The sequence below is a fragment of the Variovorax sp. OV329 genome (assembly GCF_900114785.1).
GTDB lineage: Bacteria > Pseudomonadota > Gammaproteobacteria > Burkholderiales > Burkholderiaceae_C > Variovorax.
Genome location: NZ_FOUG01000014.1, coordinates 35,316 through 52,154, shown reverse-complemented (window position 1 = coordinate 52,154; position 16,839 = coordinate 35,316). Strand labels below are relative to the sequence as shown.

Below are 16,839 nucleotides of genomic sequence, written 5' to 3'. Positions count from 1 at the left end.
AAGTGAGCAAGACCGTCGAGTTCTATTTCGACTTCGGCAGCCCCGCCGCCTACATCGCCTACACGCAGCTTCCGCGCATCGCCGCCGAGGTGGGCGCAACGCTGGCGTGGAAGCCGATGCTGCTGGGGGGCGTGTTCCAGGCCACCGGCAACCGCTCGCCGGTGGAAGTGCCCGCCAAGGGCCCTTACGTGATGACCGACCTGCAGCGCTGCGCAGCGCGCTTTGGCATCACCTTCGAGCACAACCCGCATTTCCCCATCAACACGCTGCTGCTGATGCGCGGCGCGGTCGGCATGCAGCTGCACGAGCCGGCGCGCTTCGGCGACTACGTGGATGCGGTCTTTCGCGCCATCTGGGTCGAGGGCAGCAACATGAACGACCCCGCCACCGTCGGGGCCGTGTTGCACAAGGCCGGTTTCGATGCCGCGAGAATCCTCGCCCTGACCCAGCAGCAGGACGTGAAGGACCGCCTGCGCGCCGTCACCGAGGAAGCCGTGGCGCGCGGCGTGTTCGGCGCGCCCACCATGTTCGTCGGCACCCAGATGTTCTGGGGCCAGGATCGCCTGGACTTCGTGCGCGAAGCCCTCGTTTCAAACCAAGAGAGCACCTCATCATGAGCGACATCCTTGTCCACACCGAAGCCGGTGTGACCACCATCACCTTCAACCGCATCGAGAAGAAGAACTCGATCACCGCCGCGATGTACGCCGCGCTGGCCGATGCCGTCGAGCAGGCGGCCGCGGACAACGCGGTGCGCACCCTGCTGATCCAGGGCGACGCCACCATCTTCAGCGCCGGCAACGACCTGGGCGACTTCCTCAATGCGCCGCCCTCCACCGAGAACTCGCCGGTGTTCCGCTTCATGCGCGCGCTGGCGGGCTTTCCGAAGCCGGTGGTGGCGGCGGTCTGCGGCCCGGCGGTGGGCATCGGCACCACGATGCTGTTCCATTGCGACCTGGTCTATGCCGGCGACAACGCGGCTTTCTCGATGCCCTTCGTGAACCTGGGCCTGTGCCCCGAGTTCGCCTCCAGCGTGCTGGCGCCGCAGATGTTCGGCTACCACCGTGCCGCCGAGGCGCTGCTGCTGGGCGAGCCCTTCATGGCCGAGGCCGCGCTCGAGGTGGGCCTGGTCAACCGCGTGGTGCCGCCCACCGAATGCAACGACTTCGCCCAGAAGCAGGCGCGCAAGATGGCGGCCAAGCCGCTGTCGGCCCTGGTCGAGACCAAGCGCCTGATGAAGAAGGGCCAGCAGGCCCAGCTGGTCGAGCGCATGGGCGAGGAAGGCCAGAGCTTCGGCCGCATGCTGCGCGAGCCGGCGGCGCGCGAGGCCTTCACGGCCTTCATGGAAAAGCGCAAGCCGGACTTCAGCAAGGTCTGAAGGCGGGCCCCAGGGGTGGCCGGCAGGCCTAGTGCCGGTCCACTTCCTTCAGGTAGTCATCCATGGCAGCTGTCCAGAGACTGGGTGACTGGGAGATGAAGTGCCCGATCTGGCCGGGCCGAGGCGAGTAGGTCATGAACCTCCCCTTGCCGCCGGCCGCCTCGAAGGCCTCGAAGTTTTTGCGGCTGTGGTCCAGCGAATAGAACGGGTCCTTGTCGCCGTACAGCCAGAGCTCCGGCCCCTTGAACGCCGCGCCTTGCCGGAACAGCACCGGGTTGACGCGGTCCGCATAGCCGCAGCGCTCGCCAACCCAGCCGCCCACGAAATTGACGACTCCCTCGAAGCTGTCCGGCCGCTTGCCCGCATAGACGACGGAGAGGACGCCGCCGCGCGAGATGCCGCCGATCATCAAGTGCTTCGTGTCCACGCCCGGCAGCGTCTTCACATGGGCCATCACCGCGTCGAGGTCAGCCACCGCCCGGTCGACGCCGGGCAATGAAAGCTCGGCCTTGCACGCATAGCGGGAACGGTCGGGCTCGAAGCCTTCGTCGTACAGGCCGTCGGACTTGCCGCGGCCGCGCCGCTGCGGCATCAGCACCTGCCAGCCCCTGTCGACGAAGTACTGCGCGACTTCGGGGCTGGTGGCCGTCTGCTTGAACCACTCCGGCTTGTTGCCTTCGCCGGTGGAGCCGTGGTTGAAGATGAGCGTGGGCAGCGGACCCTTGCCGCCGCCGGGCGGCAGGTAGCTCACCAACTCCAGCGTCAGCGGCTTGCCGTCCTCGATCCAGGGCGTGGGAACGCGGCTGACGCGCCGCTCGTAGCGAAAAGGCTTCTGCGTCAGGACACCCGCCGAAAGCAGCTTGTCCTGCGGGTCCCAGAGCGACATCTCCATGTCCCCGTCCTCTCGCAGTCGAAGCACCAGCCTGGAGCGCGTGCGCAGCTGTGCATGGAATTCATCGCCGACAAACCTTCCTTCGACACGGTCGGTGATCTGGCCCTGCACGGCGTTGGCACCGGCATAGGCCAAGGTCGCCTGCTGCTCGGACACCTGCTCCACGGCGACCTGGACGTCGCAAGCCCGGCCGAAGCAGGCCCAACCCTTCCAGACACCGCTCCACCGGGCCCTGGCAGGCGAGAGCGACGCGTCGGGGGGCAGCACCTTCACGTCCGAAGGCAAGACTGCGACAAGATCGCCTTCTGACGGCCCTGCGGCCAGTTGGGGCATGTAGGCTGGCCATGCCGTCTGCGCCTCGGCGCTGCCCGTCCAGCCGAACACGAGCGCCAAGGCGAGCGCGGAGATGGCGCGCCGCATGGCTCAGTCCTTCTCGATCGCCCGCGGCCGCCCGGTCTCGTCGATGGCCACGTAGGTCAGCGTGGCTTCCGTCACCTTGATGTACTCGCCCTGGGCGAGAAAGCGTTCGGCGAACACCTCCACCTTGACGGTGACCGAGGTGCGGCCCACGCGCACCAGCGAGGAATAGAAGGAAAGGATGTCGCCCAGGCGCACCGGCTGCTTGAACACGAACTCGTTCACCGCCACCGTGGCCTGTCGGCCCTTGGCGTAGCGCGCGGGGATCACCGAGCCGGCCAGGTCGACCTGGGCCATCACCCAGCCGCCGAAGATGTCGCCGTTGGCGTTGCAGTCCGCCGGCAAGGGGATCACCTTGAGCACCAGCTCCATGTCGGCCGGCAGGCTCTTCAGGGTGGGAGACAGCTTGGCGCTGGAAATGGTGGACATGGGCACAATCTGTGGGAAAACGAATCCCACGATTGTCCCTCATGCGTCGAAGCGGCGAAGTCCTCCCATCCCCCTCCCATGCCAGTCCGGTGCCCGGTGCGCCGCTGGCCGAACGTTCCGACGCCGCCACGCTGGCGCGGCTCTTTCCCTACCTCTGGCACTACAAGTGGCGCGTGGTCTTCGCGCTGCTCTTCATGATTGGCGCCAAGGTCGCCAACGTCGGCGTGCCCATCCTGCTCAAGCACCTGGTGGACGCGATGACCATCAAGCCCGGCGATCCGCGCGCGCTGCTGGTGGTGCCGGCGGCCCTGCTGCTGGCCTACGGCCTGCTGCGCTTTTCCACCTCGCTGTTCACCGAGCTGCGCGAGCTGGTCTTCGCCAAGGCCACTGAGGGCGCCTCGCGCCGCATCTCGCTGGAGGTGTTCCGGCACCTGCATGCGCTGTCGCTGCGCTTCCACCTGGAGCGCCAGACCGGCGGCATGACGCGCGACATCGAGCGCGGCACGCAGGCGGTGCATTCGCTCATCTCCTATTCGCTCTACAGCATCGTGCCCACGCTGATCGAGCTGGTGCTGGTGCTGTCGATCCTGTCGGTGCGCTTCGACCCGTGGTTCGCGGTCATCACCGGCGTGGCGCTGGTGTTCTACATCTTCTTCACGGTGACGGTGACCGAGTGGCGGACGCACTTTCGCCGCACGATGAACGAGCTGGGCTCCAAGGCGCAGACCCGGGCCGTCGATTCGCTCCTGAACTACGAGACGGTCAAGTACTTCAACAACGAGGAGTTCGAGGCAAAGCGCTACGACGAGAACCTGGAGCGCTACCGCCGCGCCGCGGTGAAGAGCCAGACCACGCTGTCGATGCTCAACACCGGCCAGCAGCTGCTGATCGCCGTCAGCCTGGTGGCGATGCTGTGGCGCGCCACGCAGGGCGTGGTCGATGGCCACATGACGCTGGGCGATCTGGTGATGGTCAACGCCTTCATGATCCAGCTGTACATCCCGCTCAATTTCCTGGGCGTGATCTACCGCGAGATCAAGCAGAACCTGACTGACCTCGACAAGATGTTCGGCCTGCTCGAGCGCGAGCGCGAGGTGGCCGACGCGCCCGGCGCGCAGCCCCTGCGCGCGCACGACAGCGGCGATGCCACCGTGCGCTTCGAGGACGTGAGCTTCGCCTACGAGGCGGCCCGGCCCATCCTCAAGCACGTGAGCTTCGAGATCCCGGCCGGCAAGACGGTGGCGGTGGTGGGGCCCTCGGGCTCGGGCAAGTCGACGCTGGCTCGCCTCTTGTACCGCTTCTACGACGTGCAGCAGGGCACCATCCGCATCGGCGGCGAGAACATCCGCGAGGTGACGCAGTCCAGCGTGCGCCAGGCCATCGGCATCGTGCCGCAGGACACGGTGCTGTTCAACGACACGGTCGAATACAACATCGCCTACGGCCGCCCCGGCGCCACGCACGACGAAGTGGTGGCGGCGGCCAAGGCGGCGCGCATCCACAACTTCATCATGGCCACGCCCAAGGGCTACGAGACCACGGTGGGCGAGCGGGGCCTGAAGCTCTCAGGCGGCGAGAAGCAGCGCGTGGCCATCGCCCGCACGCTTCTGAAAAACCCGCCGGTGCTGATCTTCGACGAAGCGACCTCGGCGCTGGACTCGGCCAACGAGCGCGCGATCCAGTCCGAGCTCAAGAGCGCCTCGCGCAACAAGACCACGCTGGTGATCGCGCACCGGCTGTCCACCGTGGTCGACGCGCACGAGATCCTGGTGCTGGAGGCCGGCGAGATCGTCGAGCGCGGCACCCATGCCCAACTGCTCGCCCGCCAGGGCCGCTATGCGCAGATGTGGGCGCTGCAGAAGATCGAGGCGCCGCAGATCCTCTGAAAGCCACAATTTCCGAAATGACCGACAACAAGATTCCCCTGCTGATCCTCAACAGCCTTTCGCCCGCGCACCAGGCGCAGATATCGGCCGTGTACGACATCGTCTATGCCCCCACCGCCGAGCTGCGCGCGGCCGCCGTGGCGCAGCAGGGCGCGCGCTTCCGGGCGCTGCTGACCATCGGCGTGATCGGCATCACGCCGGAAGAGATGGCCGCCATGCCCAACGTGGAACTGGTGTGCTGCATGGGCGCGGGCTACGAGGGCCTGCCGCTGGAGCTGCTGAAGTCGCGCGGCATCGCCACCGCCAACGGCGCCGGCACCAACGACGACTGCGTTGCCGACCATGCCTTCGGCCTGCTGATCGGCATCGTGCGCGGCATGCGCACTTTGGACATCCAGTGCCGCGCGGGTGTGTGGCGCGAATCGATTCCGCAACCGCCCAACGTGTCGGGCAAGAAACTGGGCATCTTCGGCCTGGGCACCATCGGTCAGAAGATCGCCAGGCGGGCCTTCGGCTTCGACATGGAGGTGGGCTATCACAACCGAAAGCCGCGCGAGGGCGCGACGCATCGCTACTTCGACAGCCTTCAGTCGCTGGCCGAGTGGTGCGACGTGCTGGTGTGCGCCACGCCGGGCGGCCCGGCCACGCGCCACGTGGTGAACGCGCAGGTGCTCGATGCGCTGGGCCCGCAAGGCTTCCTGGTCAACATCTCGCGCGGCAGCGTGGTCGACACCGAGGCGCTGGCGGCCGCGCTGCGCGAGAAGCGCATCGCGGGCGCAGGCCTGGACGTGTACGAGAGCGAACCCAAGCGTCCCGAGCCGCTCATCGGCCTGGACAACGTGCTGCTCACGCCGCACCTGGCCGGCTGGTCGCCCGAGGCCACGCAGGCGAGCGTGGACCGTTTCATGGCCAACGCCGAAGGGCACTTTTCGGGGCGGGGCGTGGTGTCGCCTGTCTGATCCTCTGGGCGCGTCGGTGGGACAGTTCGTGGGCGCTGCGTCGGCGGGCGGTGCGCGCCGGGCGGCGCCACGATGTCGGCCCCTTCGGGGCTTCCCTGCGGTGCTCGCGGAGGCGGCCTGCACCGTGGAACTCGCTACGCTGCTGCGCAGCTGCGCTCAGACAGCCACGGTGAGTCAGATGTTGAAGCACGCAAGGTGCCCTTGCGTGCAGGCCGCCCCCGCTGCGCGCCTCGGCGACATCGAGGCGCCGCCCGGCGCGCACCGCCCACCGACGCAGTGGGAACGGTGTGACAGTTTCTGGCGCGCGTTAATTAAACCCTTTGTGCCGGTTTCTGTTGGGCTTCAGCAATCGCTTCGTGTCGGTTCCTGTCACGCCTTCGGCGACCGTTTTGTGTCGGTCTCTGTCGCGCTTCAGCGATAACTCCGTATCGGTTTCGGGCGAGCAAAGTTCAGGTCGTTCGTTCACCCCCCTGAGCCCGGTCTGTGCTGTCCGCCGGTGGTCGCCTCTGGGCCGCCGAGGAGCGCAGTGGAGCCGGCCTGCGTGCAAGGGCACCTTGCACGCTTCGACATCTGACTCACTGTGGCTGTCTGAGCGCAGCTGCGCAGCAGCGTAGCGAGTTCCACAGTGCGGCCGGCTTCGCGAGCACCGCAGGGGAGTCGGCGCGCAGCGCCGACCGGCCCAGTGGCGGCCACCGGCGGGCAGCGCAGACCGGGCGGACGCCCAATAGGACGCGCAGGGAAGAACCCAACAAAACGCCGAGGAACGCCCTCGCCATAATCCCCCGCCATGGAAACCAAGTGGCTGGAAGATTTCGTGAGCCTGGCCGAGACGCGCAGTTTCAGCCGCTCGGCCCAGCTGCGCCACGTGACGCAGCCAGCCTTCTCGCGCCGCATCCAGGCACTGGAGGTCTGGGCCGGCGCCGACCTGGTCGACCGCAGTTCCTACCCCACGCGGCTCACGGCCGCCGGCCAGACCCTGTACGCGCAGGCCATCGAGATCCTGCAGGGCCTGCAGAGCACGCGCGCCATGCTGCGCGGCCACTCGACGGCCGGGCAGGACGTGGTGGAGTTCGCAGTGCCGCACACGCTGGCCTTCACCTTCTTCCCGGCCTGGGTCACGCAACTGCGCGAAGAAGGCTTCGGCACCCTCAAGAGTCGGCTCATCGCGCTCAACGTCCATGACGCGGTGCACCGGCTGGTCGAAGGCGGCTGCGACCTGCTCATCGTCTACCAGCATCCCTCGGTGCCATTGGAGCTGGATGCCACCCGCTACGAGATGGTGAGCCTGGGCCAGGAGGTGGTCGCGCCCTGGGTTCGGCCCGATGCCGAAGGCGCGCCGCGCTATTGCCTGCCGGGCAGCGCCGGCCATCCGCTTCCCTACCTGGGCTATGCGCCCGGCGCTTACCTCGGCCGCATCGTCGACCAGCTGCTCAAGGACTCGCCCGTGGCCATGCACCTGGACCGCGTGTACGAGACCGACATGGCCGAGGGCCTGAAAGCCATGGCGCTGGAAGGCCACGGCATCGCCTTCCTGCCGCACAGCGCGGTGCGCAAGGAGCTGCGCTCGCGAAAGCTGGTGAGCGCGCTGCCGCCGGAGATCGACCGGCTCGAAGCCACCATGGAAATCCGCGCGTACCGCCAGCGCCCACTGCCGGCCCCCGGCGGCAAGGCGGCGCCGGGCGCGCAGCCCAAGGGCTCGGCGGCCGCGCTCTGGAACTACCTGAAGGCCGCCTCCGCTACCACCTGAAGGTTTCTTGTGCAGTGCAGCAACTATGCGGCGAGCGCATAACCCTGCTTGCATCAGGCATTGGCGCGGATTGGGTGACAGGCATACAGTTCGCCGCAGTTTCGCTGTCACGCAAACTTGTCGTCGATTGATTGAGTGCACGCCGTGTGGCGTGCATTTTTTTATCCAACCGGAGCCGCACATGGAATCCCGATTCAGGACCGAGCACGATTTTCTGGGCGAGCGGAAGATCCCCGCCGCCGCCTACTGGGGCGTGCACACCGCCCGCGCGGTCGAGAACTTCCCCATCTCCGGCACCCGCATCTCCGCCATGCCGGACCTGGTGCGCGCACTGGCCCATGTGAAGAAGGCGGCCACCCGCGCCAACGCCGACCTGGGCGCCATCAGCCGCGAGCGGGCCGACGCGATCATGGCCGCTTGCGACGACATCGCCGACGGCAAGCTGCTGGACGAATTCGTGGTGGACGTGATCCAGGGCGGGGCCGGCACCTCCACCAACATGAACGCCAACGAGGTGATCTGCAACCTCGCGCTGGAGAAGATGGGCCACCCCAAGGCGGCCTACGAGGTGCTGCATCCCAACGACCACGTCAACGCCTCGCAAAGCACCAACGACGTCTACCCGACGGCGGTGCGCCTGTCGCTGTGGTTCGCCATCGACCGCCTAATCGAGGCCATGGTTCAGCTGCGCGGCAGCTTCGAGGCCAAGGCGCACGAGTTCAGGGACATCCTCAAGATCGGCCGCACCCAGCTGCAGGACGCGGTGCCCATGACGCTCGGCCAGGAGTTCCTGACCTACGCCGTGATGATCGAGGAGGACGAGCAGCGCCTGCGCGAGGCGCGCGCCCTCATCGAGGAAATCAACCTGGGCGCCACCGCCATCGGCACCGGCATCAATGCGCCGCACGGCTATGCCAACCTGGCCTGCCAGTACCTGGCCGAGCAGACCGGCGTGCCGCTGAAGCAGGCGGCCAACCTGGTGGAAGCCACGCAGGACACCGGCGCCTTCGTGCAGCTGTCGGGCGTGCTCAAGCGCGTGGCGGCCAAGCTCAGCAAGACCTGCAACGACCTGCGCCTGCTCTCCAGCGGGCCGCAGGCGGGTTTCGGCGAGATCCGGCTGCCGGCGCGGCAGGCGGGCTCGTCGATCATGCCGGGCAAGGTCAACCCGGTGATCCCGGAAGTGATGAACCAGGTGGCCTTCGAGGTCATCGGCAACGACGTGACGGTGACCATGGCCTCCGAGGCCGGGCAACTGCAGCTCAACGCCTTCGAGCCCATCATGGGCTGGAGCCTGTTCAAGAGCATTTCCCACCTCAGCCACGCCTGCCGCACGCTGCAGAAGAACTGCGTGGAAGGCATCGAGGCCAACCGCGAGTTCCTGGCCAAGCGGGTGCGCGAATCGGTCACGCTGGTCACGGCGCTCAACCCGCTCATCGGCTACGAGAAGGCCGCGCTCATCGCCAAGACGGCGCTGGCCACCGGTGGCGCGATCGACGAGGTGGCCGAGCAACTGGGCATCATGACCCGCGCCGAGATGGACGCGCTGCTGGTGCCAGAGAAACTCACGCAACCTGTGCGATTGGTCGCACCCGTGCACCCCGGCATGGCGCCCTCGGGCACAAAGACTGCTTAGGATTCGGTTACAAGCAGCCTGCGCGCGGCGGGTTCGCACCAAGGCGGCGTGTTGCCCGCCACGCGAATTCGAAGACAGTGCATGCGGCGCACCGGGTTGAACCCGGTACGCCCCACAATGCAGTTGTCTAGAATTTGGCTTTTCGTATCCATTCGTTAACTGAGGAGTGATCCGCATGAAGAAACAACTCGTCGCTCTCGCCGTCACCGCGCTGGCCATGGGCAGCGCCTTTGCACAGGCGAACGACACGCTGGCCAAGATCAAGGGCAGCGGCGCCATCGCCCTCGGCGTTCGTGATTCGTCCGCCCTGTCCTATACCCTGGGCAACGGCAAGTACGTGGGCTTCCACACCGAAATGGGCGAGCGCATCGTTGACGACCTGAGCAAGGCCGCCGGCAAGAAGCTCGCCATCAACTACGTGCCCGTCACCTCGCAGAACCGCATCCCCCTGGTTCAGAACGGCACCGTTGACCTGGAGTGCGGCTCCACCACCAACAATGCCACCCGCCAGAAGGACGTGGACTTCGCTTCCACCACCTATGTGGAAGTCGTGCGCATCGCCGTCAAGGCCAACTCGGGCATCAAGGACCTGAAGGACCTGAACGGCAAGACCGTGGCCACCACCACCGGCACCACCTCGGTCCAGACGCTGCGCAAGAACGAGCGCGCACAGGGCATCGACTTCAAGGAAGTCATGGGCAAGGACCACGCCGACAGCTTCCTGCTGCTCGAGTCGGGCCGCGCCGACGCCTTCGTGATGGACGGCTCGATCCTGGCCGCCAACATCTCCAAGTCCAAGAACCCGAAGGAATTCGCCATCGTCGGCCCCGAGCTGTCGGTCGAGCCCATCGCCTGCATGGTCCGCAAGGGCGACGACGCCTTCAAGAAGGCCGTGGACGAATCCATCGCCCGCCAGATCAAGGACGGCTCGCTGGCCAAGCTGTATGACAAGTGGTTCATGCAGCCGATCCCGCCGACCAACACGGCCCTGAACCTGCCGTTGTCGGATGCCACCAAGGCAGCTTGGGCCAGCCCGAACAACAAGCCGATGGAAGACTACGTCAAGAAGTAATCCGGCATGACCGACTGACAAGCGCCCGCCCCTCGAGGCGGGCGTTTGTTTATTGAAGCAACAACGACAGCGAGGAGTGCCCCCATGGCATGGGACTGGCAAGTATTCTGCAAAGACACGATCGACGGGGAGATCGTCCCGGGGTGCTTCGGCACCGGCGGCGCCTACACCTATCTCAACTGGATGATGTCGGCCTGGGGCTGGACGGTGTCGGTGTCGCTTTGCGCCCTGGCGATCGCGCTGATCGCCGGCTCGCTCATCGGCATCATGCGCACCCTGCCGGACAACCCGTGGCTGGTGCGATTCGGCAACGCCTGGGTGGAGCTCTTCCGCAACGTCCCGCTGCTGGTGCAGATCTTCCTGTGGTACCACGTGGTGCCGGCGCTCTTCCCGGTCGCGCGCGGGCTGCCGCCCTTTCTCCTGGTGGTGGTGGCGCTGGGCCTGTTCACCTCGGCGCGCATTGCCGAGCAGGTTCGCTCGGGCATCCAGGCCCTGCCCAAGGGGCAGCGCTACGCGGGCATGGCGATGGGCTTCACCACGCCGCAGTACTACCGCTACGTGATCCTGCCGATGGCCTACCGGATCATCCTGCCGCCGCTGACCAGCGAGTCGATGAACATCTTCAAGAACTCCTCGGTGGCCTTCGCGGTGTCCATTGCGGAGCTGACGCAGTTCTACCTGCAGGCCGGCGAAGAGACCTCGCGCAACATGGAGATCTACATCGGGGTGGTGATCCTGTACGCCTTCTCGGCGCTGGTCATCAACCGGATCATGGCCTACATCGAGAAGAAATCTCGTGTCCCCGGCTTCGTTGCCGCAGGCGGAACGGGAGGCCACTGACATGATGAATCTCGACTTCGGCTTCTACAACTGGGACGTCATCACGAGCTTCGTGCTGAAGGGCTTCTACTTCAGCGTGATCCTCACGGCAGTGGCCACCCTGGGCGGCATCTTCTTCGGCACCTTGCTGGCGCTGATGCGCCTGTCGGGCAAGAAGTGGCTGGACATGCCCGCGGCCATCTACGTCAACGGCATGCGCAGCGTGCCGCTGGTGATGGTGATCCTGGGCTTCTTCCTGCTGGTGCCCTTCGTCATCGGTCGGCCCATCGGCGCCGAGTACTCGGCGGTGATCACCTTCATCGCCTTCGAGGCGGCCTACTTCAGCGAGATCATGCGCGCGGGCATCCAGTCGATACCGCGCGGCCAGGTCCATGCGGCGCAGGCGGTGGGCATGACCTACGGCCAGCAGATGAAGCTGGTGATCCTGCCGCAGGCCTTCCGCAACATGCTGCCGGTGCTGCTCACGCAGACCATCATCCTGTTCCAGGACACCTCGCTGGTGTATGCCATCGGCGCCTACGACCTGCTCAAGGGCTTTGAGACGGCGGGCAAGAATTTCGGCCGCCCGGTCGAGTCGTACCTGCTCGCCGCTGTCGTCTACTTCATCATCTGCTACTCGCTTTCTTACGTGGTCAAACGCATCCACAAGAAGATCGCCATCATTCGCTGAGAGGGAAAAGTCATGGCTGAACAAATGATCAATATCAAGAACGTCTCCAAGTGGTACGGCCCGGTGCAGGTGCTCAACGACTGCTCGGTCAGCATCGCCAAGGGTGACGTGGTGGTGGTGTGCGGCCCTTCGGGCTCGGGCAAGTCCACGCTCATCAAGACGGTGAACGCGCTGGAGCCCTTCCAGAAGGGCGAGATCACCGTCAACGGCGTTCCGCTGCACGACCCCAAGACCAACCTGCCCAAGCTGCGCTCCAAGGTGGGCATGGTGTTCCAGCACTTCGAGCTGTTCCCGCACCTGTCGGTCACCGAGAACCTGACCATCGCGCAGGTGAAGGTGCTGGGCCGCAGCGCGGACGACGCCAAGGTCCGCGGCCTGAAGATGCTCGACCGCGTGGGCCTGATGGCGCACAAGGACAAGTTCCCCGGCCAGCTCTCGGGCGGCCAGCAGCAGCGCGTGGCCATTGCCCGCGCGCTGAGCATGGACCCGATCGTGATGCTCTTCGACGAGCCCACCTCGGCGCTGGACCCCGAGATGGTGGGCGAGGTGCTCGACGTGATGGTGAGCCTGGCCAAGGAAGGCATGACCATGATGGTGGTCACGCACGAGATGGGCTTTGCCCGCAAGGTGGCCAGCCGCGTGATCTTCATCGACGTGGGCGGCCGCATCCTGGAAGACTGCTCCAAGGACGAGTTCTTCGGCCACCCCGAGAACCGCCAGCCGCGTACCAAGGACTTCCTCAACAAGATCCTGCAGCACTGAGCACGGGAACCGCGTGCTGCGCAGGACGCTGAAATGGGCCGGCCTCGTGCTGGCCCTTTTTCTTTTGGCGGTTGCGGCGCTGGTCGCTGTCGCGTGGGCGCCGGACCGTCCGGTGCAGTCGCTCAAGGCGCGCTGGGCGCCGCCGCCCTCGCAGTTCGTGCGCATCGAGGGCATGGACGTGCACCTGCGCGACGAGGGGCCGCGCGACGATCCGCTGCCTATCGTGCTCATACACGGCACCTCGGCCAGCCTGCACACCTGGGATGGCTGGGCCGATGCGCTCAAGCCGACGCGCCGCGTGATCCGCTTCGACCTGCCGGCCTTCGGGCTGACCGGCCCGGCGCCGGATGCCGACTACACGCTCGCTTGCTATGCACGCTTCGTGACGCAGGTGCTCGACCACCTGAAGGTGAAGCAGGCGGTGCTGGCCGGCAATTCGCTGGGCGGCGGCATTGCCTGGAAGACGGCGGTGGACCATCCCGCGCGCGTGTCGGCGCTGGTGCTGGTGGACCCGAGCGGCTACCCGATCACCGCGCTGTCGGTGCCATCGGCTTCAGGATCGCGCAGGTCCCGGCCCTGGCGCCCTTGATGCAGAACGTGCTGCCGCGACGCTTGATCGAGGCCAGTGCGCGCAATGTCTATGGCGATCCCTCGCGCGTCACGCCGGAGCTGGTCGACCGCTACTACGAGCTCACGCTGCGCGAAGGCAACCGTCAGGCGCTGGGGCAGCGCTTTCGCGAGGTGCAGCGCGAAGACCTGTCCGCGCAGATCGTCCAGGTGCGACAGCCTACGCTGATCCTGTGGGGATCGCGCGACCGCCTCATTCCGCCGGAGCAGGCCGCGCGCTTCCACAAGGACATCGCGGGCAGCCAGCTGAAGATCTTCGAAGGCCTGGGCCATGTGCCGCAGGAGGAAGACCCGGCAGCGACCGTTGGGGCGGTGCAGGCTTTCCTCGCGCAGCGCCGCTGAAGCGCCGCGCGCCCGCCTTTGCGCTCAGGCCAGCGCGATGCTGCCCGGCGCGAAGGTGTCGTCCAGCGTGCCCAGGCTGCTGTCGAGCAGGGCAGGGGAGACCTCGCGCTCCAGCACCTCGAACATCGACTCCATGTAGTCGATGAGGCGGTCCGACGCGGCGATGGCCGCCTCGGCCCGGCCGCCCGCCACCGCGTCCAGCACGGCGATGTGCGCGTCCACCGTGCCGGCCAGGTCCACGCCCTGCGGCGTGCGCATGTGGAAGATCCAGCCAATGCGCCTGAAGATGGTGTGCAGCGGCCGCAGCGTGCTTTCCACGAAGGGCTCGCCGGCAGCGGCCAGCACCAGCTGGTCGATGCGCCGGTCCACCTGGTTGAACTGCTGCAGCGTGATGCCCTCGCGGTGCTCCACCAGTTGGCGTTGCAGGTGCAGCATCTGGTTGCGCTGCGAGGCACCAGAGCGCTCGGTCGCCAAGCGGATCACGAAGCGCTCCATGTCGCGTCGCAACCGGAGCAGCACGCGGTCGCGGCCCAGGTCGATGGGCGCGATGCGCAGGCCGTGGCGCGGCGTCACTGCGACCAGCGTGTCGGCCGCCAGCCGGGTCACCGCCTGCAGCACCGGCGTGCGGCCGAAGCCCACCATGGCCTGCAGTTCGTGCGTGGCCATGAACCGCCCGGGTTGCAGCTCGCAGCACACCAGCAGTTCCTCCAGCCGTTCGTAGGCGCGGTCCGCCAGGCTCACCGCGGCATGCCGGCGCGCCGGATCGGCCTCGACGATGCGTGCCGCCGCCTGGGCCTTGGCGCGCGCCGGCGCGACGGCCCCGTTGCGTCGGCGTGGTTTGGGAGAGGTCGAGGCCATGTGCAGTTGAGGAGGTGGATGTGGTCCGGCGGCGCGCCATGCGCAGCTGGTATGTCAACAAGTGTGACTGAAACACCGCGCCAGGGCTGCACTCTCGCGACTCGGGCCGTGCCTGGGAAGAGAGGGAAAACACTGAGACATTTAGTGAAATATCACAATACGCTTGCGGCTCCCCGGCGTCCGAAACCGGTTTCTTGATCCGGTCCCGCTTCGCCAGCCCAGACACCCCTCGCGGCCCGCCCCGGCGCGCCGCGGCCTTGCGAAGGAGCGCGCATGTCCCATCCCCTGTTCAACCTGGCGGGCCGCTGCGCCCTGGTGACCGGCTCCTCCCGTGGCCTGGGCCATGCGATGGCGACTGCGCTGGCCGAGGCCGGCGCTCGCGTGGTGCTCAATGGCGTGGACGCGGGCCGGCTGGCGCAGGCTGCCCAAGCGCTGCGCGCCCAGGGCCACCAGGTCGAGCAGGCCGCCTTCGACGTCGGCGACGAGGCTGCCGTGAAAGCCGCCTTCGAAGCGCTGGACGCCGCGGGCGTCGAGGTCGACATCCTGGTCAACAACGCCGGCATCCAGCTGCGCAAGCCGCTGGTGGAGCTGGAGCTGCCCGAGTGGGAGCGCGTTCTGCACACCAACCTCACCAGCGCCTTCATCGTGAGCCGCGAAGCGGCGCGCCGCATGATCGCGCGCGGCCGGGGCGGCAAGGTCATCAACATCGGCTCGCTGATGAGCGAAGCCGCGCGTCCCACGGTGTCGCCCTACACGGCAGCCAAGGGCGGCATCAAGATGCTGACCCGCGCCATGGCCGCCGAATGGGCGCCGCACAACATCCAGGCCAACGCGATCGGCCCCGGCTACATGGCCACCGAGATGAACGCGGCGCTGATCAACAACCCCGACTTCGACGGCTGGGTGAAGCGTCGCGTGCCTTCCAACCGCTGGGGCCAGCCGGGCGAGCTGGGCGGCGCGGCCATCTTTCTGGCCTCTGCAGCGTCCGACTACGTCAGCGGCCAGATCATCTACGTGGACGGCGGCATGCTGGCCGTGCTCTGAAGGCAGGACCGCAAGAGAACGGCATGAGCACCACGCGCATCACCGACGTGCAGGTCATCGCGACCGCGCCCGAGGGCATCAACCTGCTGGTGGTCAAGGTGCTGACCAACCAGCCGGGCCTGTTCGGCCTGGGCTGCGCCACCTTCGCCTACCGCCACCTGGCGGTGCAGTGCGTGGTGGAGCAGTACCTGCGCCCGCTGCTGGTGGGCCGCGACGCCAGCGCCATCGAGGAACTCTGGCAGCTCATGCACCAGAACGCCTACTGGCGCAACGGCCCGATCGAGAACAACGCCATCTCCGGCATCGACATGGCGCTGTGGGACCTCAAGGGCAAGATGGCCGGCATGCCGCTGTACCAGCTCCTGGGCGGCAAGGTGCGCGAAGGCGTGCCGGTCTATCGCCATGCCGAGGCGCCCACGCTGGAGCAGCTGTGCGAGAAGGTCGCGCAGTACCGCGAGCAGGGCATCCGGCACGTTCGCTGCCAGATGGGCGGCTACGGCGGCCAGGGCTTCGGCCCGGCCCCGGCCGGCACGCCGCGCGGCGCGGCCGAGGGCATCTACCTCGACGGACGCCGCTACGTGCGCGAGACCATCGAATTGTTCGAGGGCCTGCGCAACCAGCTGGGCTACGACCTGGCGCTGTGCCACGACGTGCACGAGCGCCTGGCGCCGGCCGATGCGATCCATCTCGCACGGGCGCTCGAGCCCTTCCAGCTGCTGTTCCTGGAAGACGCGATCGCGCTGGAAGACGCGGCCTGGATGCCCCGCCTGCGCGAGGCCACCAGCACGCCGCTGGCGCAGGGCGAACTCATCAACAACCCGGCCGAGTGGCGCTGGCTCATCACCGAGCGGCTGGTCGACTTCCTGCGCGTGCACATCAGCCAGATCGGCGGCATCACGCCGGCGCGCAAGCTGGCGCAGTTCGCCGAGGGCTTCGGCGTGCGCATCGCCTGGCACGGGCCGGGCGACATGTCGCCCCTGGGCCACGCGGCCAACATCCACATCGACCTGGCGGCGCCCAACCTGGGCGTGCAGGAGTGGTCCGGCATCGAGCCGCCCAACTTCGTGATCCAGGAACTGCGCGGCCCGCGCGGCGCGCTGCTCGACGTCTTCCCCGGCCTGCCCGAGCTGGACCAGGGCTACGTGTACGCCAACGACAAGCCCGGGCTGGGCATCGAGCTGGACGAGCGCGAGGCCGCGAAGTACCCCTGCGAGGCGGCCGTCACCACCTGGACCCAGACCCGCCGCATGGACGGCGCCCTGCAACTGCCTTGATCCAAGTGT

Annotated in this window: 17 protein-coding genes; 14 read left to right on the top strand and 3 right to left on the bottom strand. The window is 67.2% G+C overall.

The annotated features are described in order from the left end of the window. The first annotated feature begins 2 nt into the window (after window positions 1–2). Window positions 3–617 carry a 2-hydroxychromene-2-carboxylate isomerase gene (locus BM345_RS21125; RefSeq protein WP_093383224.1) on the top strand — a complete coding sequence of 205 codons (615 nt, stop codon included), beginning with the start codon at window positions 3–5 and terminating at the stop codon, window positions 615–617. Beyond that, window positions 614–1,378: an enoyl-CoA hydratase gene (locus tag BM345_RS21120; RefSeq protein WP_093383221.1), complete on the top strand. Its 765-nt coding sequence runs from the start codon at window positions 614–616 to the stop codon at window positions 1,376–1,378. The genes BM345_RS21125 and BM345_RS21120 overlap by 4 nt, the downstream gene beginning before the upstream one ends. 28 nt (window positions 1,379–1,406) lie before the next feature. Here BM345_RS21120 and BM345_RS21115 read toward each other — a convergent pair whose 3' ends face one another. Together BM345_RS21115 and BM345_RS21110 are read right to left on the bottom strand one after the other, a co-directional pair. After that, on the bottom strand, window positions 1,407–2,690 hold the full coding sequence (locus tag BM345_RS21115; protein ID WP_093383218.1) for an alpha/beta hydrolase family protein: 1,284 nt from the start codon (window positions 2,688–2,690) through the stop codon (window positions 1,407–1,409). 3 nt (window positions 2,691–2,693) lie between these two features. Then, complete coding sequence (locus BM345_RS21110) at window positions 2,694–3,116, bottom strand: acyl-CoA thioesterase (protein WP_093383215.1); 423 nt, start codon at window positions 3,114–3,116, stop codon at window positions 2,694–2,696. Window positions 3,117–3,157: 41 nt separating this feature from the next. On the opposite strand from BM345_RS21110, the gene BM345_RS21105 reads away from it, so the two are divergent. The 10 genes from BM345_RS21105 to BM345_RS30620 all read left to right on the top strand — a co-directional run bounded on the left by BM345_RS21105 (window position 3,158) and on the right by BM345_RS30620 (window position 13,654). Next, window positions 3,158–5,002, top strand: coding sequence for an ABCB family ABC transporter ATP-binding protein/permease (locus BM345_RS21105; RefSeq protein WP_093383212.1), 1,845 nt, complete (start codon window positions 3,158–3,160; stop codon window positions 5,000–5,002). Window positions 5,003–5,019: 17 nt separating this feature from the next. Continuing rightward, entirely contained in the window at window positions 5,020–5,961 is a 942-nt protein-coding gene (locus tag BM345_RS21100; RefSeq protein WP_093383209.1) for a 2-hydroxyacid dehydrogenase, read from the top strand. A gap of 787 nt (window positions 5,962–6,748) precedes the next feature. Next, window positions 6,749–7,708, top strand: coding sequence for a LysR substrate-binding domain-containing protein (locus BM345_RS21095; RefSeq protein WP_093383206.1), 960 nt, complete (start codon window positions 6,749–6,751; stop codon window positions 7,706–7,708). Between the two features lie 181 nt (window positions 7,709–7,889). Beyond that, a complete protein-coding gene (gene aspA, locus BM345_RS21090) occupies window positions 7,890–9,341 on the top strand; it encodes an aspartate ammonia-lyase (RefSeq protein WP_093383203.1) in 1,452 nt (483 codons plus the stop codon). 175 nt (window positions 9,342–9,516) lie between these two features. Further along, entirely contained in the window at window positions 9,517–10,413 is an 897-nt protein-coding gene (locus BM345_RS21085) for a transporter substrate-binding domain-containing protein (protein ID WP_093383200.1), read from the top strand. Between the two features lie 84 nt (window positions 10,414–10,497). Then, a complete protein-coding gene (locus tag BM345_RS21080) occupies window positions 10,498–11,253 on the top strand; it encodes an amino acid ABC transporter permease (protein ID WP_093383197.1) in 756 nt (251 codons plus the stop codon). A 1-nt stretch (window position 11,254) separates the two neighbouring features. After that, a complete protein-coding gene (locus tag BM345_RS21075; RefSeq protein WP_175545099.1) occupies window positions 11,255–11,923 on the top strand; it encodes an amino acid ABC transporter permease in 669 nt (222 codons plus the stop codon). Window positions 11,924–11,947: 24 nt separating this feature from the next. Beyond that, window positions 11,948–12,685: an amino acid ABC transporter ATP-binding protein gene (locus tag BM345_RS21070; RefSeq protein ID WP_093383195.1), complete on the top strand. Its 738-nt coding sequence runs from the start codon at window positions 11,948–11,950 to the stop codon at window positions 12,683–12,685. 13 nt (window positions 12,686–12,698) lie between these two features. Next, window positions 12,699–13,274, top strand: coding sequence for an alpha/beta fold hydrolase (locus tag BM345_RS30625; RefSeq protein WP_254789873.1), 576 nt, complete (start codon window positions 12,699–12,701; stop codon window positions 13,272–13,274). After that, window positions 13,274–13,654 carry an alpha/beta fold hydrolase gene (locus tag BM345_RS30620; RefSeq protein ID WP_254789871.1) on the top strand — a complete coding sequence of 127 codons (381 nt, stop codon included), beginning with the start codon at window positions 13,274–13,276 and terminating at the stop codon, window positions 13,652–13,654. Before BM345_RS30625 ends, BM345_RS30620 begins: the two co-directional genes overlap by 1 nt. Before the next feature lie 24 nt (window positions 13,655–13,678). Here BM345_RS30620 and BM345_RS21060 read toward each other — a convergent pair whose 3' ends face one another. Next, a complete protein-coding gene (locus BM345_RS21060) occupies window positions 13,679–14,512 on the bottom strand; it encodes a GntR family transcriptional regulator (protein WP_093383191.1) in 834 nt (277 codons plus the stop codon). A 273-nt stretch (window positions 14,513–14,785) separates the two neighbouring features. Here BM345_RS21060 and BM345_RS21055 point away from each other — a divergent pair, with 273 nt between their 5' ends. After that, entirely contained in the window at window positions 14,786–15,556 is a 771-nt protein-coding gene (locus tag BM345_RS21055; RefSeq protein ID WP_093383188.1) for an SDR family oxidoreductase, read from the top strand. A gap of 23 nt (window positions 15,557–15,579) precedes the next feature. Then, the gene (locus BM345_RS21050) at window positions 15,580–16,830 is read left to right on the top strand and encodes an enolase C-terminal domain-like protein (protein WP_093383185.1); all 1,251 of its coding nucleotides are present in this window, start codon (window positions 15,580–15,582) and stop codon (window positions 16,828–16,830) included. Window positions 16,831–16,839: the final 9 nt, after the last annotated feature.

Bases quoted from the DNA above. Each gene is read 5' to 3' on its own strand.
- BM345_RS21120 (WP_093383221.1), top strand. From the start codon at position 614: ATGAGCGACATCCTTGTCCACACCGAAGCCGGTGTGACCACCATCACC.
- BM345_RS21115 (WP_093383218.1), bottom strand. From the start codon at position 2,690: ATGCGGCGCGCCATCTCCGCGCTCGCCTTGGCGCTCGTGTTCGGCTGG.
- BM345_RS21110 (WP_093383215.1), bottom strand. From the start codon at position 3,116: ATGTCCACCATTTCCAGCGCCAAGCTGTCTCCCACCCTGAAGAGCCTG.
- BM345_RS21105 (WP_093383212.1), top strand. From the start codon at position 3,158: ATGCGTCGAAGCGGCGAAGTCCTCCCATCCCCCTCCCATGCCAGTCCG.
- BM345_RS21100 (WP_093383209.1), top strand. From the start codon at position 5,020: ATGACCGACAACAAGATTCCCCTGCTGATCCTCAACAGCCTTTCGCCC.
- BM345_RS21095 (WP_093383206.1), top strand. From the start codon at position 6,749: ATGGAAACCAAGTGGCTGGAAGATTTCGTGAGCCTGGCCGAGACGCGC.
- aspA (WP_093383203.1), top strand. From the start codon at position 7,890: ATGGAATCCCGATTCAGGACCGAGCACGATTTTCTGGGCGAGCGGAAG.
- BM345_RS21085 (WP_093383200.1), top strand. From the start codon at position 9,517: ATGAAGAAACAACTCGTCGCTCTCGCCGTCACCGCGCTGGCCATGGGC.
- BM345_RS21080 (WP_093383197.1), top strand. From the start codon at position 10,498: ATGGCATGGGACTGGCAAGTATTCTGCAAAGACACGATCGACGGGGAG.
- BM345_RS21075 (WP_175545099.1), top strand. From the start codon at position 11,255: ATGATGAATCTCGACTTCGGCTTCTACAACTGGGACGTCATCACGAGC.
- BM345_RS21070 (WP_093383195.1), top strand. From the start codon at position 11,948: ATGATCAATATCAAGAACGTCTCCAAGTGGTACGGCCCGGTGCAGGTG.
- BM345_RS30620 (WP_254789871.1), top strand. From the start codon at position 13,274: ATGCAGAACGTGCTGCCGCGACGCTTGATCGAGGCCAGTGCGCGCAAT.
- BM345_RS21060 (WP_093383191.1), bottom strand. From the start codon at position 14,512: ATGGCCTCGACCTCTCCCAAACCACGCCGACGCAACGGGGCCGTCGCG.
- BM345_RS21055 (WP_093383188.1), top strand. From the start codon at position 14,786: ATGTCCCATCCCCTGTTCAACCTGGCGGGCCGCTGCGCCCTGGTGACC.
- BM345_RS21050 (WP_093383185.1), top strand. From the start codon at position 15,580: ATGAGCACCACGCGCATCACCGACGTGCAGGTCATCGCGACCGCGCCC.